This window comes from Enterobacter sp. R4-368, from assembly GCF_000410515.1.
GTDB lineage: Bacteria > Pseudomonadota > Gammaproteobacteria > Enterobacterales > Enterobacteriaceae > Kosakonia.
Window position 1 is genome coordinate 1147917 of sequence record NC_021500.1, and the last position, 24789, is coordinate 1172705.

Genomic DNA, 24789 nt, shown 5'->3' on the forward strand with positions numbered 1-24789 from the left:
CTCGCTTACATCTTCTCAAGCAGTTTTTTCACATCTTTGCCGCTCTGGCGCTCTTTATTGCGATCCGCCCAGTCATTTAACCGGCGTTTCGCTTCATCCTGCAGATGTTTACGCAGCAGTTGATCCACTTGCAGGCTGTAGTTGAGCGTCTGCCATTTACCGTATACGCGCAGTGGAACTGGGGTATTTTTCAGGAAATCGATAAGCTCGCTCTCCCCTTTCCAGCCTTCCATCACGCGCACTTCAAAGCGCGTATCCGCCTGCTCTTTCACCAGATCCATCTCGCCTTCGCCGGTCAAAGAAAGCAGCGCTGAACTACCCTGCATATCACTGAATTTCATCTGACCTTTATCCAGCGATACATCGCTGGTGAAGCTATCAAGGCGCGTGGCGTTATCGTAGTTTTCCTGCGACTGCACATCGCTGCTGCGCGCCACGGCCTGTTGCACCAGTTGCTGGAAGTTGAGCCCTTCCATACGGCTGTTTTTCAAATCAACATGCGCCTCGCCCTGCCAGTGGCGGCGGAAATTCTCGGCGTCGATACGCGGCCCGGAAAAATCGCCCGCCATGCTCAGGCTGCCGGTCAGGGCAATCGGGTAATTAAAGGCTTTCAGGATGGTGCCGATTTCCACGTTATCCAGTTTTGGCTGGAAGGTCGCGAGCGATCCCTCACCGCGCACATCCAGCTCGCCAGGTAACGAGATCTGCCCGTTGCCCATTTTGCCTTGCAGGGTAGGAATCGACAGCAAACCGGCATTATTGTTGAATTGTCCGACCACATCCGCAAACTGCATACCGCGCCAGCGCACGCTTTTCGCGCTAATGCCAATCTGTGCGGTAAAACTGCGTAACCCTTCGTACTGCGGTATATCCAGGCTGGTGGAGATAACCGGGCGCGGCAGGCGGTTTTGCGCCTGCCCTTGCTGCTGCGGCGAGCCGCTGTTATCGGCGGTCTGCTCCGGCGGTAACAAATTATCAAGATTGAGGGAGTCAAACTGCAAATCGAGCGCCCACACCGGCAGGTTGCCAAACGTCACGCTGCCGTTACCGGTGAGCGAGGTGTCGTTCGCGCGCAGGCTCAGATCGTTGAGCGTCAGGCGCTGCTGAGCACGTTGCCACTGCGCCTGTAAGCGTCCTTCCCCTTCGATGCCCTGCGTCGGGACATCGCCGCCCTGCAATTGCCATTTCACGTTATCGATGGCTGCGGTGAGGTTATGCGGATAGTCGCGAGCATCCACTTGCGCGCTGAAAGAGAGGGTTAAATCACGTTGATTGCGGTTAATCCGCCCGGCGAAATCAAGCTTTGCCTGGTGCAACGAATCCTGCTCCATTTGCAGGCGAATATCGCGCACCGTCAGTTGTTCATCATCATCGTGCTGGAACACCAGCACGCTATCAGCCACTTGCAGACTGGCGATGTCCCATGACCAGCCGCGATCCTCTTCCACCTGCGGCAGATTGTTTTCACGCGGTGCCACGGGGGCGCCTTGTTGCGGCGCAGCGGCGCTTTGCGGCGTTAACTGGATAACCGCGCCTTTCAGCATCACCTGTTTGACATGCAGCTGGTGCGACAGCAACGGCCACAGGTTAACGTCAAGGCGCATATTATCGGCGGCGACCACCGGCGTCTGCGCACCGGGAGCGGTTAAGGTCATCCGCCCTGAGAGAATGCTAAGCTGCGGCCAGACATGCCAGCGCAACGGGCCATCAAGCTGCAATTGGTAACCGCTACGGGCTTCAACCTGACGCACCATATAAGCGCGAAAATCGTTGGGATTGACCAGTAGCACCAGCGCCGAAAGGCCGGCTACCAGCACGACCAACAGAATCATCAGCGTGGTTAACACTCTTCTCATGGCGTCCTCAGTAGGTCTGCTTCACTCAGTCTTTATCAATACGGCTGGCGACCGCGCCTTGCTGATCGCGATATTTCGCATCTTCACGGCGGTTATAAGGGCGTTCTGCCGGGCCGGAGAGCGGCTCGAAACTCAACGCACCAATCAGCATACCCGGGCGCAGCGCCAGCGGCAGTTTGCCTGAATTATAGAACTCCAGCACGATACAGCCTGACCAGCCGGGATCGATACGGTGCGCGGTAACATGCACCATCAAACCCAGACGCGCCAGCGAAGAGCGACCGTCCAGCCAGCCGACCAAATCCGCAGGCAGCGTGACGGATTCATACGTCACCGCCAGCGCCAGTTCGCCAGGGTGCAGGTAAAAAGCGTCGCCTTCTGCCAGCACAATTTCATCGCTCATCACCCGATCAAGCGCCGCGCTGACTTCGTGTTTCGGGCCACTGAGATCGATAAACGCCGCCGTGTGCCCACTGAATGTGCGGAATTTGTTGCCCAGGCGGACATCAACCGTCGCACCGTTAATACGCTCAACCGGCGGGCGCGGATTAATCGCGAGCCGACCGTCGTTCAACCAGGCTTCAATATCTCGGTCACAAAGACGCATGGCACATTCTCCTTTTGATGCGACATACCCCTGAGCGCGCCTCAGGGGCCGGGCAAATTAATACGAACGGTGACAATCTAACATTATTACTCAAAGAATTGGCTGATTTTGGCTTTCAGAATATCAATGGCGATGCGGTTTTTACCGCCGCGCGGCACGATAATATCGGCGTACTGTTTGGAGGGTTCAATAAACTGCAGGAACATTGGACGCACGGTTTTCTGGTATTGCGCCATTACCGAATCCATTGAACGACCACGCTCGTTAACGTCACGTTTGATACGGCGCATCAGGCAGATATCCAGCGGCGTATCGACGAAAATCGAGAAGTTCATCGCATCGCGCAGGCGTGAATCGGTCAGCAGCAGGATCCCTTCCAGGATGATGACTTTTTTGGCTTCAATGCGAATAGTTTCTTGCGTACGGGTATGTTCAACGTAGCTATAAACCGGTAATTCAATGGCTTCGCCGCGTTTAAGCGATTCTAAATGCTGGAATAACAGGCTGTGATCCATCGCGCTCGGATGGTCATAGTTGGTTTTTACACGTTCTTCCATCGACAGATGGCTTTGATCTTTGTAGTAACTGTCTTCCGGAATAACGCCAATATGTTCATCACCTACCTGCTCGCGCAGTTCGCGGTAAAGTGTGCTGGCAATAAGGCTTTTACCTGAAGCGGATGCGCCGGCGATACCGATAATGACGCACTGATGAGACTGATCAGTCATAAATTTAGCGACCTGATAACCTGGATGTAAAGGAAGGGCGACGCCAGAGCGTCAAACGCCGCAATTATAGGGATTTCACCGTCACGATACCAGTCGAATAGACACGGGATTCAGGTGTGATAAAAAGTCGCCAATTTTTACCCGCGAAACGCATTCTTCGCAAAGCAAACTGCTCAAAAATGGAGCGCGATACGCGTTTTATTCATCCACTAAGTAATTAATAACACTATGATGTCAAATTATGAGCGCCCGCCATAGGAATTGTAAATTGTTTGTACTAGCATAATCCAAATTTCAAATTTCATTCGTCGGACTCTGTTCCGGACGGCACAGGGCTTGCGGATTAAGCGGTAATGAAGAAACAACACCAGCGCGTTTTGGTTACCACACCCTATCCTGGACTGCGGCTCCTCAGTTTAGGGTTACTCTCTTTTATTTTTACCCTGTTCTCGCTGGAACTGATCCGCTTTGGTACCATCATTGCCCCGCTCTGGTTTCCCACCGCGATCATGACTGTGGCATTTTACCGCCACGCGGGCAAGATGTGGCCCGGCATCGCGTTCACCTGCGCGCTGGGGAATGTTGCCGCCACCGTGCTGCTTTTTTCCGCCTCTTTTGTCGACCTGCGCTATACCGCCGTGAATGTTGTCGAAGCGGCCATCGGCGCGGTAATGCTGCGTAAATTGCTGCCCTGGTATAACCCGCTGCAAAATCTGGGCGACTGGATCCGCCTTGCTATTGGTAGCGCGGTGGTTCCGCCGCTGGTTGGCGGGGCGCTAATCTGTTTGCTGGTACCGCCAGAAAACGTTTTGCGGACCTTTATTGTCTGGGTGTTGTCAGAATCCATCGGCGCGCTGGCGCTGGTGCCGCTTGGGCTGTTATTCAAACCGCACTATTTGCTGCGCCATCGTAAACCGCAATTGCTGCTGGAAACGCTGGCGACGCTTGCCGTTACGCTGACGCTCAGCTGGCTGGCGCTGCACTATTTACCGTGGCCTTTCACCGCCGTCATTGTGCTGTTGATGTGGAGCGCGGTTCGTCTGCCGCGCATGGAAGCGTTTCTGGTCTTTTTGATCACCGTCATGATGGTGTCGTTGATCATCGCGCGGGAGCCGAACCTGATTATCGCGCCGAAAAGCAGCGTGATGACCAACGCGCCCTGGCTGCCGTTTTTGATGATCCTGCTGCCGGTTAACGTTATGACCATGGTGATGTACGCCTTTCGCGCCGAGCGTAAGCACATTACCGAAAGCGAAGAGCGTTTTCGTAACGCCATGGAATATTCCGCCATTGGTATGGCGTTAGTCGGCACCGATGGGCAGTGGCTGCAGGCCAACAAAGCGCTGTGCCAGTTTCTGGGTTACAGCCAGGATGAACTGCGTTTAATGAACTTTCAGCAGCTCACCTGGCCGGAAGATTTACACAAAGACCTCGAGCTGCTTGACCAACTGGTGCGCGGCGACATTCCCACCTACTCGCTGGAAAAGCGCTATTACACGCGTAATGGCGATCTGGTCTGGGGGCTGCTGGCCGTTTCCGTCGTGCGCCATGCCGACGGCACCCCGCTCTATTTCATTGCCCAGATAGAAGATATTAACGATCTGAAGCAGACCGAGTGGGTGAACAAGCGCCTGATGGAGCGCATTACCCTTGCAAATGAAGCAGGTGGTATCGGTATCTGGGAATGGGAGCTGGAGCCCGACATCATTAGCTGGGATAAACGGATGTTTGAGATGTACGAAGTCCCCGCGCATATGAAACCGACCTGGCATCTGTGGTACGAACGCATTTTGCCGGAAGATCGCCCGGAAACCGAGCGCGTTATCCGCGATGCGCTGGCCGCCCGCGTCGCCTTCAAACTGGAATTCAGAGTGCCGGTTAAAGAGGGGATTCGCCATATCCGCACCCTTGCCAACCGCGTACTCAATAAGAACGGCGAAGTTGAGCGGCTGCTCGGCGTCAATATGGACATGACCGAGGTAAAACAGCTGAACGATGCGCTGTTCCAGGAAAAAGAGCGACTGCACATTACGCTGGATTCCATCGGCGAAGCGGTGCTGTGTACCGATGTTGATATGAAAGTCACCTTTATGAATCCGGTGGCGGAAAAAATGAGTGGCTGGCCACAAGAACACGCCATTGGTCAGCCTTTGTTGACAGTGCTGCGTATCACCTTCGGCGATAACGGTCCGGTGATGGAAAACATTCATAGCGGCGATATGTCGCGTACTGCGATTGAGCAGGATGTGGTGCTGCACTGTCGCACCGGCGGCAGCTTTGATATCCACTATAGCGTCACGCCGTTAAGCACGCTGGACGGGCAAAATATCGGCTCGGTGCTGGTTATTCAGGATGTCACCGAGTCGCGCAAAATGCTGCGCCAGCTCAGTTACAGCGCCTCTCACGATGCTCTCACCCATCTGGCGAACCGCGTCAGTTTTGAAAATCATCTCAAGCGTCTGCTGGTGACAGTGCAGGAGTTCCACCAGCGACACGCGCTGGTGTTTATCGATCTCGACCGCTTTAAGGCCGTGAATGACACCGCCGGGCATGCCGCCGGTGATGCCTTGTTGCGTGAAATTTCTTCGCTGATGCTCAGCATGCTGCGATCCACCGATATTCTCGCCCGCCTGGGCGGTGATGAGTTTGGCCTGCTGCTGCCGGACTGTAATGTCGAGAGTGCACGCTATATCTCCGGGCGGATGATTGAAGCCATCAATGATTACCAGTTTATGTGGGAAGGCCGTTTGCACCGCATCGGTGCCAGCGCAGGGATTACGATTATTGATGAGACCAATTACCAGGCCTCAGACGTTATGTCGCAGGCGGATATCGCCTGTTACGCCTCCAAAAACAATGGCCGCGGCATCGTTACCGTCTACGAAGCGCAGCAAGGGCTGATGCAGCATGAGCGCAGCTTGATGTCGCTGGATGAGCAGTGGCATATGATCAAAGACAACCATTTGCTGATGATTGCACGCGGCGTGGCCTCTCCGCGTGTGCCGGAGGCCTGCAATTTCTGGCTGCTGTCGCTGCGCCTGTGGACCAGCGAAGGGGAGGTGATGGAGGAGCACGCGTTCCGCTCAGGGTTGTCGGAACCGGAACTTATCCGCGCACTCGACAGACGGGTGTTTCATGAATTTTTCCGCAACCATGCGACAGCCGTCGCGGGTAAAGGCCTTGGTGTCGCCCTGCCCCTGTCCGTCGTTGGGCTGGCAAGTCAGTCTTTGGTGACGGAACTACTGCAAATGCTGGAAAGCGGGCCACTGCCGGGGCGTTTGCTGCATCTGATTATTCATGCCGATGCGCTGATGCGTGAAGGCAACACCATTAATGAGAATCTCAAACGCCTGCGCCATGCGGGTTGCCGCATTATTTTCAGCCATATCGGTCACGATCTGGAAGTGTTTAACCACCTCACACCGCATATGGCCGACTACCTGTTGCTGGAGCCTGAGTTAGTCACCAATGTCCACGGCAACCTGATGGACGAGATGATGGTGACCATTATTCAGGGTCACGCGCAGCGACTGGGCGTGAAAAGTATCGCCGGGCCGACTCATCAGCCGCTGATGATGGATACCCTGTCGGGGATCGGTATTGATTTGATCTACGGGGATATTATTTCGCAGGCGCAGCCGCTGGATTTGATGCTGAATACCAGTTATTTCGCCATTAACTGACAAGAGGTAATAAGGCTATTTTACTTGCCATTTTGAAACCGGGCAGTGCTCAAAATCCTCACGTACTACGTGTACGCTCCGGTTTTTCCGCGCTGGCCGGTTCCAAACTTGCTGCGACAATAACGCCTTATTTTCCTCTTGTGCGCAATTAACAGCCTTATTCCCCTTCCGGCTGCCAGCCATCGGTATACCAGACATGCAACAACGCATATGAGCGCCACGGCTGCCAGCGCGCCGCGTAGCGGCGGATTTGCGCGGGTGTCATCCCGGCAAAACGCTGCTTAATCAGGTAATCATCCGGCAGGAACACATCTTTCGCCTGCCAGCCACGCAGCGCGAAGTAGTTCGCAGTCCAGCGACCGATACCCGGCCAGGTTTGCAGCGCTTTCACCCCTTGTTCCACATCCGCGGGTGGAGTGAGCGGGAATGTACCGTCGCAGACCGTCTGCGCGAGAAAAATGAGCGACTCCGCGCGTTTTAACGGCATGCCCAGCGCTTTGAGTTCTTCCGGTTGCGCTTGTGCCAGTTGCTGCGGCGCGGGAAAGCAGATCATTCCCGGCGCTTCTGCCAGCGGTTCACCGAAGCGCTGCGCCACTTTTGCGGTCAGCTTCGCCGCCATCGCCACGCTCACCAGTTGCCCCAGAATCGCCCGCACCGCCTGTTCAAACGGATCCACGCTGCCCGGCAAACGTAAACCGGGACGCGCCGCACCCAGTGAGCCCAGCGCGGTGTTGACGATTTCTGCATCACAATCCAGATCAAACAAACCACGCAGGCGCGCGAGGCAGTATTCAGCCACTGGCACAAGCCCATCGCTGAGCGTGACCTTCAGCGTCGCGGTGGCTTCGTCAGGCTCGGCGGTGATTAACCCGCGATGCCCGTGATAATGGAATGTGCGCACATAACGCGTTGCGCTAATCTCCTCAACGCCCGCCACGGCGCGCGCGCGTAAAAAATCGAACATCCACGCCCAGTCATACGGCTTGCGCCAGTGCAGTGTGTACATAGCAACTCCTGAATAGTGACGCTAACAGCATAACAAACCGGGGATTTTCCGCCTTGCTTTCATATTCCGGTTGTCGCCCGCCACGCATTCGGCTAAAGTCGCCCCCCTTCTTCACTGGCATGGGGATAAACACGTGTTTGTTGGCTTTGACTACGGTACGGCAAACTGCTCGGTCGCGGTGATGCGCGACGGCGCAGCGCAACTGCTGAAAATGGAAAATAACAGTACCTTACTCCCGTCGATGCTCTGCGCACCGACGCGTGAAGCGGTCAGCGAGTGGCTCTATCGCCACCATCAGGTTCCGGCGACAGACGGCGAAACCCAGGCGCTGCTGCGCCGGGCGATGAGCTTTAACCGCGAGGAAGATATTGAGGTTAGCGCCGCCAGCGTGCAGTTCGGGCTGGCTTCATTGCGTCAATACGTCAGCGACCCGGAAGAGGTGTACTTTGTTAAATCACCGAAATCCTTCCTGGGCGCCAGCGGCCTGAAACCGCAGCAAATCGCCCTGTTCGAAGACCTGGTGTGCGCCATGATGCTGCATATCCGCCAGCAGGCAGAAACGCAACTGCCGGAAAGCATTGATCAGGCCGTGATTGGTCGCCCGATCAACTTCCAGGGGCTGGGCGGCGATGAGGCGAACGCGCAGGCGCAAGGCATCCTGGAGCGTGCCGCAAAACGCGCCGGGTTCCGTGATGTGGTGTTCCAGTTCGAACCGGTCGCCGCCGGGCTCGATTTTGAAGCAACGTTAAGCGCCGAAAAACGTGTGCTGGTGGTCGATATCGGCGGCGGTACGACAGACTGCTCATTATTGCTGATGGGGCCGCAGTGGCGCGATAAGCAAGAGCGCGCCGCCAGCCTGTTAGGGCATAGCGGCTGCCGCGTTGGCGGTAACGATTTAGACATTGCGCTGGCGTTCAAAAGCCTGATGCCGCTGCTCGGCATGGGCGGTCAGACAGAAAAAGGCATCGCGCTGCCGATACTGCCCTGGTGGAATGCGGTAGCGATTAACGATGTTCCCGCGCAGACCGAGTTTTACAGCGCCGCCAATGGCCGCCTGCTTAACGATCTCCTGCGCGACGCGCGCGACGCGGAGAAAGTAGCGCTGCTGGTAAAAGTCTGGCGGCAGCGTCTGAGCTACCGGTTAGTGCGCAGCGCCGAAGAGAGCAAAATCGCCCTTTCCGACGACACCCAGGTTACCGCTCCCTTGCCATTTATTAGCGATGACCTCGCGGCGGCGATTGACCAGGATGGTCTGGAAAGCGCGCTAAATCAGCCACTGCAACGCATCCTTGAACAGGTGCAACTGGCGCTGGAAAACAGTGCGGAAACGCCGGAAATGATTTATCTCACCGGCGGTAGCGCGCGTTCACCGCTGATTAAAAAAGCGCTGGCGCAAACCCTGCCGGGGATCCCGATTGCGAGCGGCGATGACTTCGGCTCCGTCACCGCCGGTCTTGCGCGCTGGGCGCAGACACTGTTCCGTTAATATCTTGCCGGGAGGATCCCTCCCGGCATTATTTTCTTCTTTAAAATCCCCCTAACGCAAATTACCCTACCTGCCATACGTTTCCAGACAGTGTTTCATTTTTCCTCCATTTTTCCGGGGCATGCCGTTACTAAACTAGTATTATTTCGCCATTAGTTTTCCGATGAGATACCTATAACGATGAAAGGCAGTGTTACGTTTCGCCGCACGCTTGTCGCGGCCGTGGTCATGGCGGTAGCGGGCGTAGCCTGGTACCAGTTCGCACATAAAGAGACTTCTTCTACCGCCACCGGGCAGACTCAGCGCCAGGGCGCGCCGGGCGGAGGTCGCCACGGTATGCGCGGCGGCGCGCTGCCGCCGGTGCAGGCCGCAACGGCAACCCGCGAAGCCGTACCGCGTTATCTCTCCGGGCTCGGCACCATTACCGCCGCTAATACCGTTACCGTGCGCAGCCGCGTTTCGGGCCAGCTTATGGCGATCCATTTCCAGGAAGGCCAGCAAGTAAAAGCCGGCGATCTGCTGGCGGAAATCGACCCAAGCCAGTTCAACGTGGCGCTGGCGCAAGCGCAGGGCCAGTTGGCGAAAGATAAAGCCACACTCGCCAACGCCCGCCGCGATCTTTCGCGCTACCAGCAACTGGCGAAAACCAGCCTGGTTTCGCGCCAGGATCTCGATAGCCAGCAGGCGCTGGTCACCGAATCGGAAGGCACCGTGAAAGCCGATGAAGCCGCTGTAGCCAGCGCGCAGTTAGAGCTGGACTGGAGCCGCATAACCGCCCCCATTTCCGGGCGAGTGGGTTTAAAACAGGTGGATATTGGTAACCAAATCAGCAGCAGCGACACCACCGGCATCGTGGTGTTGACGCAAACCCACCCCATCGATCTGGTGTTTACCCTGCCGGAAAGCGAAATCGCCACCGTGGTGCAGGCGCAAAAAGCAGGCCAGCAACTGGTGGTGGAAGCCTGGGATCGCACCAATAAACAGAAGCTGAGCAGCGGCACATTGTTAAGCCTCGATAACCAGATTGACGCCACCACCGGCACCATCAAACTGAAAGCCCGCTTTGATAACCAGGACGATGCCCTGTTCCCCAACCAGTTCGTCAACGCGCGCATGCTGGTTGCCACGCAGCAGGACGCGGTAGTGATCCCGGCAGCCGCCCTGCAAATGGGCAACGAAGGCAACTTCGTCTGGGTTCTGAACGACAAGAACCAGGTCAGCAAACACACCGTCACGCCAGGTATTCAGGACAGCCAGAAAGTGGTGATTGCCGCCGGTCTGTCGGCGGGCGATCGCGTGGTGACGGACGGCATTGACCGCCTGACCGAAGGGGCGAAAGTGGAAGTCGTGGATGCGAAAAACGCCGACGCCGTACCGGCAAAGCGTGAACATCCGGCCAAAGGAGCGCAGTCCTGATGCAGTTGCTACCGCCGGGCCGGACGGGCGGCCCTTCCCGTCTGTTTATTTTGCGTCCGGTCGCCACCACGCTGTTGATGGTGGCGATCCTGCTGGCCGGTATTATCGGCTACCGTTTTCTGCCCGTTTCCGCGCTGCCTGAAGTTGATTACCCGACCATTCAGGTAGTGACGCTCTACCCCGGTGCCAGCCCCGATGTGGTCACTTCGGCGATCACCGCGCCGCTGGAGCGCCAGTTTGGTCAGATGTCCGGCTTAAAACAGATGTCGTCGCAAAGTTTCGGCGGCGCGTCGGTGGTGACCTTGCAGTTCCAGCTCAGTTTGCCGCTGGATGTCGCCGAGCAGGAAGTGCAGGCGGCGATGAATGCCGCTAACAGCCTGCTCCCCTCCGATCTGCCCAACCCGCCGGTCTACAGCAAAGTTAACCCGGCAGACCCACCGATTATGACGCTCGCCGTCACCTCTTCCGCCATGCCCATGACCCAGGTGGAAGATATGGTGGAAACGCGCGTCGCGCAGAAAATCTCGCAGGTTTCCGGCGTCGGTCTGGTGACACTTTCTGGCGGCCAGCGCCCGGCGGTGCGTGTCAAACTCAATGCCCAGGCGATTGCGGCTCTCGGGCTGACCAGCGAAACCATTCGCACCGCCATCAGTAACGCCAACGTCAATTCGGCGAAAGGCAGCCTCGACGGTCCAACCCGCGCCGTCACGCTCTCCGCCAACGATCAGATGCAGTCTGCCGAAGAGTATCGCCAGTTGATTGTCGCGTATCAGAATGGCGCACCGATCCGGCTTGGCGATATCGCGACCGTTGAACAAGGCGCAGAAAATAGCTGGCTTGGCGCATGGGCTAATAAGCAACAAGCGATTGTCATGAACGTCCAGCGCCAGCCGGGGGCGAACATTATCGACACCGCCGATAGCATCCGCACGCTGCTGCCGCAGTTAACCGAAAGCCTGCCAAAATCGGTGACGGTGAAAGTGCTGTCAGACAGAACCAACAACATTCGCGCGTCGGTCGACGACACCCAGTTCGAACTTATGCTGGCGATCGCGCTGGTGGTGATGATTATCTACGTCTTCCTGCGCAATATTCCGGCGACCATTATTCCGGGCGTGGCGGTGCCGCTATCGCTGGTCGGGACATTCGCGGCGATGGTATTTCTCGGTTTCTCCATCAACAACCTGACGCTAATGGCGCTGACCATCGCCACCGGCTTTGTGGTCGACGACGCCATTGTGGTTATCGAAAATATCTCGCGCTATATCGAAAAAGGCGAAAAACCGCTGGCCGCCGCCCTGAAAGGGGCTGGTGAGATCGGTTTTACCATTATCTCGCTGACGTTCTCGTTGATTGCGGTCCTGATCCCGCTGCTGTTTATGGGGGATATCGTCGGCCGCCTGTTCCGCGAATTTGCCGTCACGCTGGCGATAGCGATCCTGATTTCCGCAATTGTGTCGCTGACGCTGACGCCGATGATGTGCGCACGCATGCTAAGCGCCGAATCCCTGCGCAAACAGAACCGTTTTTCCCGCGCGTCGGAGCGTTTTTTCGAGCGCGTCATCGCGGCCTACGGCAGGCTACTGAGCAAAGTGCTCAATCACCCATGGCTGACGTTGAGCGTGGCGGTCGGAACCCTGTTTTTGTCGATCATGCTGTGGGTGTTTATTCCGAAAGGTTTCTTCCCGGTGCAGGACAACGGCATTATCCAGGGAACCCTGCAAGCACCACAATCCGCGTCCTTTGCCAGCATGGCAGAGCGCCAGCGCCAGGTGGCCGATATTATCCTGCGCGATCCGGCGGTAGAAAGCCTGACGTCATTTGTCGGTGTCGATGGCACCAACCCATCGCTTAACAGCGCCCGATTGCAAATCAACCTGAAACCGCTGGATGAGCGCGACGATCGGGTCCAGCCAGTGATTGAGCGCCTGCAACAGGCGGCGGCGAAAGTGCCCGGCGTGGCACTCTACCTGCAACCGACGCAGGATTTAACCATCGATACCACCGTCAGCCGCACGCAATATCAGTTCACCTTGCAGGCCAACTCGCTGGATGCGCTCAGTACCTGGGTGCCGCAACTGGTGAGTAAACTGCAGGCGCTGCCACAACTGGCAGATGTCAGCAGCGACTGGCAGGACAAAGGCCTGGTGGCCTACGTGAATGTCGATCGCGACAGTGCCAGCCGCCTTGGCATCAACATGGCGGACGTGGATAACGCCCTTTATAACGCGTTTGGTCAGCGGTTGATCTCCACCATTTACACCCAGGCAAACCAGTATCGCGTGGTGCTGGAACACGACACGGCGCAAACGCCGGGGCTTTCCGCGCTCGACAACATTCGCCTGACCAGTACCGATGGCGGCATCGTGCCGCTCTCGTCAATTGCGAAAGTGGAGCAACGCTACGCACCGCTGAGTATCAACCATCTGGATCAATTCCCGTCGACGACGATCTCCTTCAACGTGGCGGAAGGGTATTCGCTCGGCGATGCGGTGCAGGCCGTGCTGGATAGCGAGAAAACGCTCAACTTCCCGACGGATATCACCACGCAATTCCAGGGCAGCACACTGGCGTTCCAGGCGGCGCTTGGCAGCACCATCTGGCTGATTGTCGCGGCTGTCGCGGCGATGTATATCGTGCTCGGCGTGCTGTACGAGAGCTTTATTCACCCCATCACTATCCTGTCGACATTGCCAACGGCTGGCGTTGGCGCGCTGCTGGCGCTGATGGTGTCCGGCAGTGAACTGGATGTGATTGCTATCATCGGCATTATTTTGCTTATTGGTATCGTCAAGAAAAACGCCATCATGATGATCGACTTCGCCCTCGCCGCCGAACGCGAAGAGGGCATGTCGCCGCGCGATGCGATTTTCCAGGCCTGTTTACTGCGTTTTCGCCCGATATTAATGACCACCCTGGCGGCACTGCTTGGTGCGCTACCGTTAATGCTGAGCACCGGCGTCGGCGCAGAGTTACGCCGTCCGCTGGGCATTGGTATGGTCGGTGGTTTGCTGGTGAGCCAGGTGCTGACGCTCTTTACGACGCCGGTGATTTACCTGTTATTCGATCGCCTGTCGCTGGCAGTGAAAAAGCGTTTCCCACGCCGTGAAGAGGAGGCGTAAGTGAAGTTTTTCGCCCTCTTCATTTACCGCCCGGTGGCGACGATTTTGATTTCGCTCGCCATTACACTGTGCGGCATTCTCGGCTTCCGGCTGCTGCCGGTCGCCCCGCTGCCGCAGGTCGATTTTCCGGTGATTATGGTTAGCGCCTCACTGCCGGGCGCGTCACCGGAAACCATGGCCTCCTCTGTTGCCACCCCGCTTGAGCGCTCGCTCGGGCGCATTGCCGGGGTCAGTGAAATGACCTCATCCAGTTCACTGGGCAGTACGCGCATAATTCTTGAGTTTAATTTCGACCGCGATATCAATGGCGCGGCGCGCGATGTGCAGGCGGCGATTAACGCGGCGCAAAACCTGTTACCAAGCGGCATGCCATCGCGCCCGACCTATCGCAAAGCGAATCCGTCGGCTGCGCCGATCATGATTTTGACGCTTACGTCAGACACCTATTCGCAGGGGCAGTTGTATGACTTCGCCTCGACGCAACTGGCGCAAACCATCTCGCAGATTGATGGCGTGGGCGACGTTGACGTTGGCGGCAGTTCCCTGCCCGCCGTGCGTGTGGATTTAAACCCGCAGGCGCTGTTTAACCAGGGCGTATCGCTGGATTCAGTGCGTACGGCAATCAGCAATGCCAACGTGCGCAAACCGCAGGGCGCAGTGGAAGACGGCACGCGGCGCTGGCAGGTGCAAACCAACGACGAGCTGAAAACCGCCGCCGAATACCAACCGTTAATCATTCACTACAAAAACGGCTCCGCCGTGCGCTTAAGCGATGTCGCTAAAGTCACTGACTCGGTGCAGGATGTGCGCAACGCCGGGATGACCAATGCGAAGCCCGCCATTTTGCTGATGATCCGCAAACTGCCGGAAGCCAATATTATTCAGACGGTGGACAGTATTCGCGCCCGTCTGCCCGGCCTGCAGCAAACCATTCCTGCGGCGATTGATTTGCAAATCGCCCAGGATCGCTCGCCGACCATTCGCGCTTCGCTGGCCGAGGTCGAACAGACGCTGGTTATCTCGGTGGCACTGGTGATCCTGGTGGTGTTCCTGTTTTTACGTTCAGGCCGCGCAACGCTGATCCCGGCGGTTGCCGTCCCCGTGTCGCTTATCGGCACGTTTGCCGCCATGTATTTATGCGGCTTTAGCCTGAATAACCTGTCGCTCATGGCGCTGACCATTGCCACCGGTTTTGTGGTCGATGATGCGATTGTGGTGCTGGAAAATATCTCACGCCATCTGGAAGCGGGGATGAAACCGTTGCAGGCAGCGCTGCAAGGCACGCGAGAAGTCGGCTTTACCGTGCTGTCGATGAGTATTTCGCTGGTGGCCGTATTCCTGCCGCTGCTGCTGATGGCGGGGCTTCCGGGACGTTTGCTGCGCGAATTCGCCGTCACGCTCTCGGTGGCGATTGGTATTTCGCTGGCCATTTCCCTGACGCTAACGCCGATGATGTGCGGCTGGTTGTTAAAAGCGCATAAACCGCGCGAGCGCAGCCGGGAAAAAGGCTTCGGCCGCCTGCTGGTGGCGCTACAACAGCAATACGCACGATCGTTGAAATGGGTGCTCAACCATGCGCGGTTAGTCGGGTTGGTGTTAATTGGCACCATCGCGCTCAATATCTGGCTCTATATTTCGATTCCGAAAACCTTCTTCCCGGAACAGGATACCGGCGTGCTGATGGGTGGTATTCAGGCCGATCAGAGTATTTCATTCCAGGCGATGCGCGGTAAATTGCAGGACTTTATGAAGATCATCCGTGACGATCCGGCGGTAGATAATGTCACCGGTTTTACCGGCGGTTCACGTGTTAACAGCGGCATGATGTTTATCACCCTGAAACCCCGCGGTGTGCGCCACGAAACTGCGCAACAGGTGATTGATCGTCTGCGCGGCAAGCTGGCCAAAGAGCCGGGCGCGAGCCTGTTTTTGATGGCCGTGCAGGATATTCGCGTCGGCGGTCGCCAGGCCAATGCCAGCTACCAGTTCGCTTTGCTGTCGGACTCGCTCAGCGCCCTGCGCGAATGGGAGCCCAAAATTCGCAAAGCCCTTGCCGCGCTGCCGGAACTTGCGGACGTTAACTCGGATCAGCAGGATAACGGCGCGGAGATGAATCTGGTGTACGACCGTGAAACCATGTCGCGGCTCGGTATCAGCGTCCAGGCGGCCAACAGCCTGCTGAATAATGCCTTCGGTCAACGGCAGATTTCCACCATTTACCAGCCGCTAAACCAGTACAAAGTGGTGATGGAAGTCGACCCGCGCTACACCCAGGATGTCAGCGCGCTGGATAAGATGTACGTCATCAACAGTGACGGCGAAACGATCCCGCTCTCCTACTTCGCGCACTGGCAGCCCGCAAACGCGCCGCTGTCGGTGAATCACCAGGGGCTGTCGGCGGCCTCGACCATTGCCTTTAACCTGCCAACGGGAACCTCGTTATCGCAAGCCAGCGACGCCATTAACCGCGCGATGACGCAGCTTGGCGTGCCTTCCAGCGTGCGCGGCAGTTTTGCCGGCACCGCGCAGGTGTTCCAGGAAACAATGAACTCGCAGGTCATCCTGATCCTGGCGGCCATTGCGACGGTCTATATCGTGCTGGGGATTTTGTACGAAAGCTATGTTCACCCGCTGACCATTCTCTCTACCCTGCCCTCGGCGGGCGTGGGCGCGCTGCTGGCGCTTGAGCTTTTCGGCGCGCCATTCAGTTTGATCGCGCTAATTGGCATTATGCTGTTGATTGGGATTGTAAAGAAAAACGCGATTATGATGGTCGACTTCGCGCTCGAAGCGCAGCGCCAGGGTAATCTCACGGCTGAAGAGGCGATTTTCCAGGCCTGCCTGCTGCGTTTTCGCCCGATCATGATGACCACGCTGGCGGCGCTGTTTGGCGCGCTGCCATTAGTGATCTCCGGTGGCGACGGCTCAGAGCTACGCCAGCCGCTCGGTATTACGATTGTGGGCGGGCTGGTAATGAGCCAGTTACTCACCCTGTACACCACGCCGGTGGTCTATCTCTTCTTCGACCGCCTGCGTATGCGCTTTAGCCGACACGAAAGAGAGCCAGTTAGTGAATGAATGAGCTACCGAAAAATATCCGCTGGCAGCTATGGATCGTCGCCTTTGGCTTTTTTATGCAGTCGCTGGATACCACCATTGTTAACACGGCGCTCCCCTCGATGGCGAAAAGCCTCGGGGAGAGCCCGCTGCACATGCATATGGTGGTGGTCGCCTATGTGCTGACGGTAGCGGTGATGCTGCCCGCCAGCGGCTGGCTGGCAGACCGGGTTGGCGTGCGGAACATCTTTTTTGCCGCCATTGTGCTGTTTACCACCGGCTCACTGTTTTGCGCGCAGGCGTCGACACTCGATCAGTTAGTCATGGCGCGCGTGCTGCAAGGTGTCGGCGGCGCGATGATGGTGCCGGTCGGCAGGCTAACGGTGATGAAAATTGTCCCACGCGATCAGTACATGGCGGCGATGACTTTTGTCACCCTGCCGGGGCAGGTAGGCCCGCTGCTCGGCCCGGCGCTTGGTGGTATCCTGGTGGAATATGCCTCCTGGCACTGGATTTTCCTGATTAATCTGCCGGTGGGCATTCTCGGTGCGATCGCCACCCTCAGCCTGATGCCCAACTACACCCTGCAAACCCGCCGCTTTGATATGGCGGGTTTTGTGCTGCTCGCGGGCGGCATGGCAACGCTGACGCTGGCGCTCGATGGCAATCGCGGGCTGGGGCTAACGTCGTGGCAACTCGGCGCGCTGGTGGCGGTGGGCGCGGCGGCGATGCTCTTTTATCTGCTGCATGCCAGAGGCAACGACGGTGCATTATTTAATCTGCGGTTGTTCCGCACGCCCTCTTTTTCGCTGGGTCTGGCCGGGAGTTTCGCCGGGCGCATCGGCAGCGGTATGTTGCCGTTTATGACGCCGGTGTTTTTGCAGATTGGCCTGGGGTTTTCGCCCTTTCATGCCGGGCTGATGATGATCCCGATGGTGCTGGGCAGCATGGGAATGAAACGCATCGTGGTGCAGGTGGTGAACCGCTTTGGTTACCGCCGCGCGCTGGTCTGCTCCACGCTTGGCCTGGCCGCCATCAGCCTGCTGTTTATGGCAACAGCGCTGCTCGGCTGGTATTACCTGCTGCCGGTGGTGCTGTTCTGCCAGGGGATGATCAACTCGATGCGCTTCTCCTCCATGAACACCTTAACGCTCAAAGATCTGCCCGATGAGCTGGCCAGCGGCGGCAACAGCCTGCTGTCGATGATCATGCAGTTATCGATGAGTATCGGGGTGACTGTCGCCGGGCTGCTGCTCGGCCTGTTTGGTCAGCAGCATCTGTCCGCAGACAGCGGCGTGGCGCACCATGTTTTCCTTTACACCTATCTCAGCATGGCGGTGATTATTTCACTTCCGGCGTTGCTCTTCGCCCGCGTCCCGAATGACGCCAGCCAGAACGTCGTGATTGCCCGTCGCAACAGGAGAGCGTCATGAAGTTCTGGCGGCCGGGTATTACGGCCAAACTGTTTCTGGCGATTTTAGCCACCTGTATTGTTCTGCTGATCACCATGCACTGGGCAGTGCGTCTCAGCTTTGAGCACGGTTTTATTGACTACATTAAGCGCGGCAACGAACAGCGCCTGCAAATGCTGAGCGACTCGCTGGCTGAGCAGTATGCGCAAAACGGTAGCTGGCAGTTTCTGCGCAACAATGACCGGGTGATTTTCCAGCTCTTGCGTTCATTCGAACGCGATAACGACCGTGAAGAAGACCGGCCTGGCGAACCGCCGCGCGAGATGGACAACAATGCACCGCCAGGCATGGAACCCGGCGGGGAGCGTGACATGCGTTCCGGCCCGAATGACGAAATGGAGCGCTCCCCTGGCCCGCCGCCGCCGGATATGCCGCCGCACGGCTGGCGCACCAAATTCTGGGTCGCCGATCAGGATAATAATGTGCTGGTCGGCCCGCGCTCACCGGTGCCAAAGGATGGCACACGCCGGGCAATTGTCGTGAATAACGCGACCGTCGGCTGGGTTATCGCTTCGCCGATTGAGCGCCTGACGCGCAACACCGATATCAACTTTGAACGCCAGCAGCGCCGCACCAGTTGGCTGATTGTCGGCCTTGCCACGCTGCTCGCCGCGCTGGCGACTTTCCCGCTGGCGCGCGGTTTACTGGCGCCGGTAAAACGGCTGGTCGATGGCACCCACCGGCTCGCCTCGGGCGATTTCTCCACCCGGGTCAATCCCGGTAGCCAGGATGAGCTTGGCTGGCTGGCGCGCGACTTTAACCAGCTCGCCAGCACGCTGGAGCGCAATCAGCAAATGCGCCGCGATTTTATGGCGGATATTTCGCACGAACTGCGCACGCCGCTGGCGGTGCTGCGCGGCGAACTGGAGGCGATTCAGGATGGTGTGCGGCAGTTCACGCCGGAATCGGTAGCCTCGCTGCAGGCAGAAGTCGCCACGCTCACCAAGCTGGTCAATGACCTGCACCAGTTATCGATGTCCGATGAAGGGGCGCTGGCCTACCAGAAAGCGCCGGTGGATGTGGTGTCGCTGGTCGAAGTCGCCGCAGGCGCTTTCCGCGAGCGTTACGCCAGCCGCAATCTGACCCTTTCTCTTGAAGTGCCCGCCAGCGCCACGGTGTTTGGCGATCCCGATCGCCTGATGCAGTTATTTAACAACCTGCTGGAAAACAGCCTGCGCTACACCGATGCGGGCGGGCAAACGCTTATCCAGGTCATGACCCGCGACAACACGCTGGTGATGCGTTTTGCCGACAGCGCACCGGGCGTCAGCGATGAGCAACTCAAACGGCTGTTCGAGCGTTTTTATCGCACGGAAGGCTCGCGTAACCGTGCCAGCGGCGGCTCCGGCCTGGGGCTGGCTATTTGTTTGAATATTGTGGAAGCGCACGGTGGCGCTATCCACGCGGCGCACTCGCCATTCGGCGGGGTTAGCATTACAGTTGAACTACCGCTTGAACGCGAAAAAACGAGAGATGTATGACTGAGTTACCGATCGATGAAAACACGCCACGCATCCTGGTTGTTGAAGATGAGCCTAAGCTTGGGCAGTTGCTGCTCGACTATCTGCGCGCGGCAAGCTACGCGCCAACGCTGATTAACCACGGCGATCAGGTGCTCTCTTACGTGCGCCAGACGCCGCCGGATCTGATCCTGCTGGATTTGATGCTGCCCGGTACCGACGGGTTAACGTTATGTCGGGAAATCCGCCGTTTTTCTAACGTGCCCATTATTATGGTGACGGCGAAAATCGAAGAGATCGACCGCCTGCTGGGGCTGGAGATTGGCGCGGATGATTACATCTGCAAACCTTACAGCCCGCGTGAAGTGGTGGCGCGCGTGAAAACCATTCTGCGCCGTTGCAAACCGCAGCGTGAGCTGGAACGGCTGGATGCTGAAAGCCCGCTGATTGTCGATGAAGGGCGTTTTCAGGCGAGCTGGCACAACAAGCTGCTGGATCTCACGCCCGCTGAGTTTCGCCTGCTGAAAACCCTCTCCAGCGAGCCGGGCAAAGTGTTCTCCCGCGAGCAGTTGCTTAACCATCTGTATGACGACTACCGCGTGGTAACGGACCGTACCATCGACAGCCATATCAAAAACCTGCGTCGCAAACTCGAAGCGCTGGATGAAGAACAATCCTTTATCCGCGCCGTTTACGGTGTCGGTTACCGCTGGGAAGCCGACGCCTGCAAACTGGCGTAAGCCGTATGTCGGGCGCATGCGCCCGACACGCTCCGGTCGAGTTATTTACGCAGCAACCGCTGCAAACGCTGTTTATGCCACTGGCTAATCAGATTCGCGAAGACAAAAATCCGCAACCCTTTCACCGCCACCAGCCCGCCCCAAATCGCCGCCACCCATAATGACCAATGGCTCTCCGGCGAGGTGCTGCGGTTGAGGAAAAACAGCAGCACGCAGACGATAACGGCGGTGATCAACATGCGCCAGAAACTGCTTTCGGCGTCGAGCTGTTCCCGCGCGGCGGTGATGCGTTTATCCAGCGCCTCTTCGCCGGCCTCGCTCTGCGCGGAAAGCTCGGTGACGCTGACGCCAAACACCGCCGCCAGTGCGCTGAGTGTTTCCAGCGAAGGCTGATCGCCATTTTCAATTCTCTGCACGGTTCTGACGCTCAGCGCCGCCATCTCTGCCAGTTGTTCCTGTGACCAGGCCCGAGCCAGACGTAATGCTTTTACTTTGTTATCGCTCATACTCTTTCTCCTGATGAATCCGGCCTGTAGTGTCACCCAACCCCGCAGACAGCAACACGATCCGCACCTGACAGCGACCCGACAGCAGCCTGACACGGCCTGTCGTCAAGTATAACTCCGGTGAATATGTCTTCAGTGAACAACGGCGCAATCCTCTGTATGATGGCTGCCGCCTGGGGCATAGTATCGTTTCGTCAGCCGCCAGGCCTGACAACAATAAAAGGAAAGGGATAGTGAGGAAATACTACTACGGTGCGCTGACACTCTTATTTGCAGCATTCAACTGCCAGGCAGAGCTAACCGAAGCACAGATGGATGCAGACTGCGCGAAAATCGCCGATTACGCCAAAAAAGGCGATCAATATTACAAAGCGAAAGATTACCCCAAAGCGCGCGAGGCTTTCGAAGAACAGGCGGCATGGCTGGAGCAGTGCGAATCAGGCAAAGATAAACCGAATGATGTGTTGATAGCCACCGCCTACAACAATGTCGCGCTTACCTGGATCCGCCAGGGCGACTACCGCAAAGCGCAGGCGTGGCTGTCCATTATGCCGGACGACGAAAAGTCGAAATATAACCTCTCGCGTATCCAGGACAAGCTGCAGGCGCTGCCAAAACCGGCTTCCGCCGCGGGTGAATACTGGCAGTACGCCGGACGCAGCGAGTGGGAAGTCATCACGCTTAAACCACAGGATAAAGAGAGCTGGCAGGCGGACTGGTCCGGTCTTTATTTCGGCATCATGGGGCTGTACTCCGGGCCGAATATGGGTGATTTCAGCGAAAAAGTGACGCTGAAAAACGGCAAAGGCGACATCATTTTGCGTGATGAAGGCATTTCCCAATGCACCATTTCGCTGAGTCTGGCGGCGGATCTCAACACGCTGGAGATGAAAACGGATGATGCGACGAATTGCGGTTTCGGCCATAACGTCAGCGCAGATGGCACCTACCTGCGCGTGAACTAACGCGCGGGTTTACTCCCCTGCCCCACGGCGCTACAATTCCCGCCCTAAATTTAGGGGAACTCCCCTGCGGCCTCACTTCGGTGAGGCTATCTGACCTGTCATCAGAACGAGAACATCATGTTTAAACCGGAACTCCTCTCCCCGGCGGGAACGCTGAAAAATATGCGTTACGCTTTCGCCTACGGCGCAGACGCGGTTTACGCGGGCCAACCGCGTTACTCGCTGCGCGTGCGCAATAACGAATTCAACCACGAAAACCTGCAAATCGGCATTAACGAAGCCCACGCGCTGGGTAAGCAGTTTTACGTGGTGGTGAATATTGCCCCGCACAACGCCAAGCTGAAAACGTTTATTCGCGATCTGAAACCGGTGGTGGATATGGGGCCGGACGCGCTGATTATGTCCGATCCCGGTTTAATCATGCTGGTGCGGGAAAACTTCCCGCAGATGCCGATTCATCTGTCGGTACAGGCCAACGCCGTTAACTGGGCGACCGTGAAGTTCTGGCAGCAAATGGGGCTGAGCCGCGTGATCCTCTCCCGCGAGCTCTCTTTAGAAGAGATTGCCGAAATCCGCGCCCAGGTGCCGGAGATGGAGATCGAAATCTTCGTGCACGGCGCGCTGTGCATGGCTTATTCCGGCCGCTGCCTGCTCTCGGGTTATATCAATAAACGCGATCCGAACCAGGGCACCTGTACCAATGCCTGTCGCTGGGAATACAAGGTGCAGGAAGGCAAAGAAGATGCCATCGGCAATATCGTACACGTGCATGAACCGATCCCGGTGCAGAACATTGAACCGACACTCGGCGTCGGCGCGCCGACCGATAAAGTGTTCATGATTGAAGAAGCCCAGCGTCCGGGCGAGTACATGACCGCCTTTGAAGACGAGCACGGCACTTACATCATGAACTCGAAAGATCTGCGGGCGATTGCGCATGTTGAGCGGTTAACGCAGATGGGGGTGCACTCTCTGAAGATTGAAGGCCGCACTAAATCCTTCTACTACTGCGCGCGTACTGCGCAGGTTTATCGCAAAGCGATTGACGACGCCGCGGCGGGCAAGCCGTTCGATACTTCGCTGCTGGAGACGCTGGAAGGCCTGGCGCACCGGGGTTACACCGAAGGTTTCCTGCGCCGTCACACCCATGACGACTACCAGAACTATGAATACGGTTATTCCGTTTCCGAACGCCAGCAGTTTGTCGGTGAATTCACCGGTGAGCGCAAAGGCGACCTTGCGGCTGTAGCGGTGAAAAATAAGTTTTCCGTTGGCGACAGCCTGGAGTTGATGACACCGCAGGGCAACGTCAACTTTACGCTGGAGCACATGGAAAACGCCAAAGGCGAAGCCATGCCGGTCGCGCCGGGAGACGGTTATACGGTCTGGCTGCCGGTTCCGCAGGATATGGCGCTGGAATATGCGCTGTTAATGCGCAATTTCACCGGGCAGTCAACCCGCAATCCTCACGCGAAGTGATTGAGCAGGGTTATTTTTTCGGCGCGAAAAATCTTAGAATCGGATCACATACCGCCCCGTTTAATACGGGTATTATCCTTCTCGCTGAAAAACATAACCCATAAATGCTAGCTGTACCAGGAACCACCTCCTTAGCCTGCGTAATCTCCCTTACGCAGGCTGATTTTTTTTCATCCTTTCTCTGCTTTTTCTCCCCACTTTTCTCTCCTGAGATACACTTTTCTCATCGAATTCAATCAGGATGAAAAGAATGAGCGCATTTCCCACAAGTTTGTTAATCCTCAACGGTAAAAGCGCCGGGGACGAAGCCCTGCGCGAAGCGGTAACGCTATTGCGCGACGAAGGCATGGATATTCAGGTGCGCGTCACCTGGGAAAAAGGCGACGCGGTGCGCTATGTCGAAGAGGCGCGGCAGCTTGGCGTTGCCACGGTGATTGCCGGTGGCGGCGATGGCACCATCAACGAAGTGGCGACCGCGCTGGTGAACTGCAAAAGCGAGACCATCCCGGCGCTGGGCATTTTGCCGCTCGGCACCGCCAATGATTTCGCCACCAGCGCCGGTATCCCGGAAGGCCTGGATAAGGCCTTACAGCTGGCGATTGTCGGCAAAGCGGTGCCAATTGATATCGCCCGCGTGAACGATAAAACCTGCTTTATCAATATGGCGACCGGCGGTTTTGGCACCCGCATTACCAGTGAAACGCCGGAAAAACTTAAAGCCGCGCTCGGCGGCGTCTCCTATCTGATCCACGGCCTGATGCGCATGGATATGCTGAAAGCGGATCGCTGCGAAATAAGTGGTGAGGATTTTCACTGGCAGGGCGATGCACTGGTGATCGGCATCGGCAATGGCCGCCAGGCGGGCGGCGGACAGCAACTCTGCCCGCAGGCGCTGATCAATGACGGCTTATTACAGCTACGGATTTTCACCGGTGATGAACTGCTTCCCGCGCTGTTCACCACCCTGACACAGCCGGAAGATAACCCGCATATTGTCGACGGGAAATCGGCGTGGTTTGAAATTAATGCCCCGCATGAAATGACGTTTAATCTCGACGGCGAACCGCTGCGCGGCGAGCGGTTTCGCATTGAAGTGGTGCCGAATGCGCTGCAATGCCGGTTGCCACCGGATTGCCCGTTATTGCGTTAACGCGCCGCAGCCTTACGAGCGTGTTGCAAGCAAATTGACAGACCTGGTGAGCGCAA

The 24789-nt window shown here is 57.2% G+C and carries 16 protein-coding genes; 11 read left to right on the forward strand and 5 right to left on the reverse strand.

Annotation, left to right across the window (positions count from 1 at the left end; translation table 11 throughout):
• Positions 1 to 5 precede the first annotated feature (5 nt).
• From asmA to udk, 3 genes are all read right to left on the reverse strand, one after another.
• Positions 6 to 1856: an outer membrane assembly protein AsmA gene (asmA, locus tag H650_RS05395; RefSeq protein WP_044489414.1), complete on the reverse strand. Its 1851-nt coding sequence runs from the start codon at positions 1854 to 1856 to the stop codon at positions 6 to 8.
• A 25-nt stretch (positions 1857 to 1881) separates the two neighbouring features.
• The gene (gene dcd / locus H650_RS05400) at positions 1882 to 2463 is read right to left on the reverse strand and encodes a dCTP deaminase (protein WP_017458501.1); all 582 of its coding nucleotides are present in this window, start codon (positions 2461 to 2463) and stop codon (positions 1882 to 1884) included.
• Between the two features lie 86 nt (positions 2464 to 2549).
• The gene (gene udk / locus H650_RS05405; protein ID WP_017458502.1) at positions 2550 to 3191 is read right to left on the reverse strand and encodes a uridine kinase; all 642 of its coding nucleotides are present in this window, start codon (positions 3189 to 3191) and stop codon (positions 2550 to 2552) included.
• Between the two features lie 353 nt (positions 3192 to 3544).
• Between udk and H650_RS05410 the strand changes: the two genes are divergently transcribed.
• Complete coding sequence (locus tag H650_RS05410) at positions 3545 to 6874, forward strand: diguanylate cyclase (RefSeq protein ID WP_020454321.1); 3330 nt, start codon at positions 3545 to 3547, stop codon at positions 6872 to 6874.
• 157 nt (positions 6875 to 7031) lie between these two features.
• Here the strand turns inward: H650_RS05410 and alkA are convergent, their stop codons facing one another.
• A complete protein-coding gene (gene alkA, locus H650_RS05415; RefSeq protein WP_020454322.1) occupies positions 7032 to 7880 on the reverse strand; it encodes a DNA-3-methyladenine glycosylase 2 in 849 nt (282 codons plus the stop codon).
• Positions 7881 to 8013: 133 nt separating this feature from the next.
• Between alkA and yegD the strand changes: the two genes are divergently transcribed.
• The 7 genes from yegD (at position 8014) to baeR (ending at position 20633) form a co-directional block, all read left to right on the forward strand.
• Positions 8014 to 9366 carry a molecular chaperone gene (gene yegD / locus H650_RS05420; protein WP_020454323.1) on the forward strand — a complete coding sequence of 451 codons (1353 nt, stop codon included), beginning with the start codon at positions 8014 to 8016 and terminating at the stop codon, positions 9364 to 9366.
• Positions 9367 to 9546: 180 nt separating this feature from the next.
• Positions 9547 to 10782, forward strand: a complete 1236-nt coding sequence (locus H650_RS05425; RefSeq protein WP_020454324.1) for an MdtA/MuxA family multidrug efflux RND transporter periplasmic adaptor subunit — start codon at positions 9547 to 9549, stop codon at positions 10780 to 10782.
• Positions 10782 to 13904: an MdtB/MuxB family multidrug efflux RND transporter permease subunit gene (locus H650_RS05430; RefSeq protein ID WP_020454325.1), complete on the forward strand. Its 3123-nt coding sequence runs from the start codon at positions 10782 to 10784 to the stop codon at positions 13902 to 13904. Before H650_RS05425 ends, H650_RS05430 begins: the two co-directional genes overlap by 1 nt.
• Positions 13905 to 16982: a multidrug efflux RND transporter permease subunit MdtC gene (gene mdtC / locus H650_RS05435; RefSeq protein ID WP_020454326.1), complete on the forward strand. Its 3078-nt coding sequence runs from the start codon at positions 13905 to 13907 to the stop codon at positions 16980 to 16982.
• On the forward strand, positions 16979 to 18394 hold the full coding sequence (locus H650_RS05440) for an MFS transporter (RefSeq protein WP_020454327.1): 1416 nt from the start codon (positions 16979 to 16981) through the stop codon (positions 18392 to 18394). The genes mdtC and H650_RS05440 overlap by 4 nt, the downstream gene beginning before the upstream one ends.
• The gene (baeS, locus tag H650_RS05445) at positions 18391 to 19914 is read left to right on the forward strand and encodes an envelope stress sensor histidine kinase BaeS (RefSeq protein WP_020454328.1); all 1524 of its coding nucleotides are present in this window, start codon (positions 18391 to 18393) and stop codon (positions 19912 to 19914) included. The genes H650_RS05440 and baeS overlap by 4 nt, the downstream gene beginning before the upstream one ends.
• Entirely contained in the window at positions 19911 to 20633 is a 723-nt protein-coding gene (gene baeR, locus H650_RS05450) for an envelope stress response regulator BaeR (RefSeq protein WP_017458511.1), read from the forward strand. The genes baeS and baeR overlap by 4 nt, the downstream gene beginning before the upstream one ends.
• A 41-nt stretch (positions 20634 to 20674) precedes the next feature.
• Here baeR and H650_RS05455 read toward each other — a convergent pair whose 3' ends face one another.
• The gene (locus H650_RS05455; protein ID WP_020454329.1) at positions 20675 to 21139 is read right to left on the reverse strand and encodes a helix-turn-helix domain-containing protein; all 465 of its coding nucleotides are present in this window, start codon (positions 21137 to 21139) and stop codon (positions 20675 to 20677) included.
• 233 nt (positions 21140 to 21372) lie between these two features.
• Here H650_RS05455 and H650_RS05460 point away from each other — a divergent pair, with 233 nt between their 5' ends.
• The 3 genes from H650_RS05460 (at position 21373) to yegS (ending at position 24733) form a co-directional block, all read left to right on the forward strand.
• Positions 21373 to 22104 carry a tetratricopeptide repeat protein gene (locus H650_RS05460; RefSeq protein ID WP_020454330.1) on the forward strand — a complete coding sequence of 244 codons (732 nt, stop codon included), beginning with the start codon at positions 21373 to 21375 and terminating at the stop codon, positions 22102 to 22104.
• Between the two features lie 117 nt (positions 22105 to 22221).
• Complete coding sequence (gene trhP, locus H650_RS05465) at positions 22222 to 23583, forward strand: prephenate-dependent tRNA uridine(34) hydroxylase TrhP (protein ID WP_020454331.1); 1362 nt, start codon at positions 22222 to 22224, stop codon at positions 23581 to 23583.
• Between the two features lie 250 nt (positions 23584 to 23833).
• The gene (gene yegS / locus H650_RS05470; protein ID WP_020454332.1) at positions 23834 to 24733 is read left to right on the forward strand and encodes a lipid kinase YegS; all 900 of its coding nucleotides are present in this window, start codon (positions 23834 to 23836) and stop codon (positions 24731 to 24733) included.
• Positions 24734 to 24789: the final 56 nt, after the last annotated feature.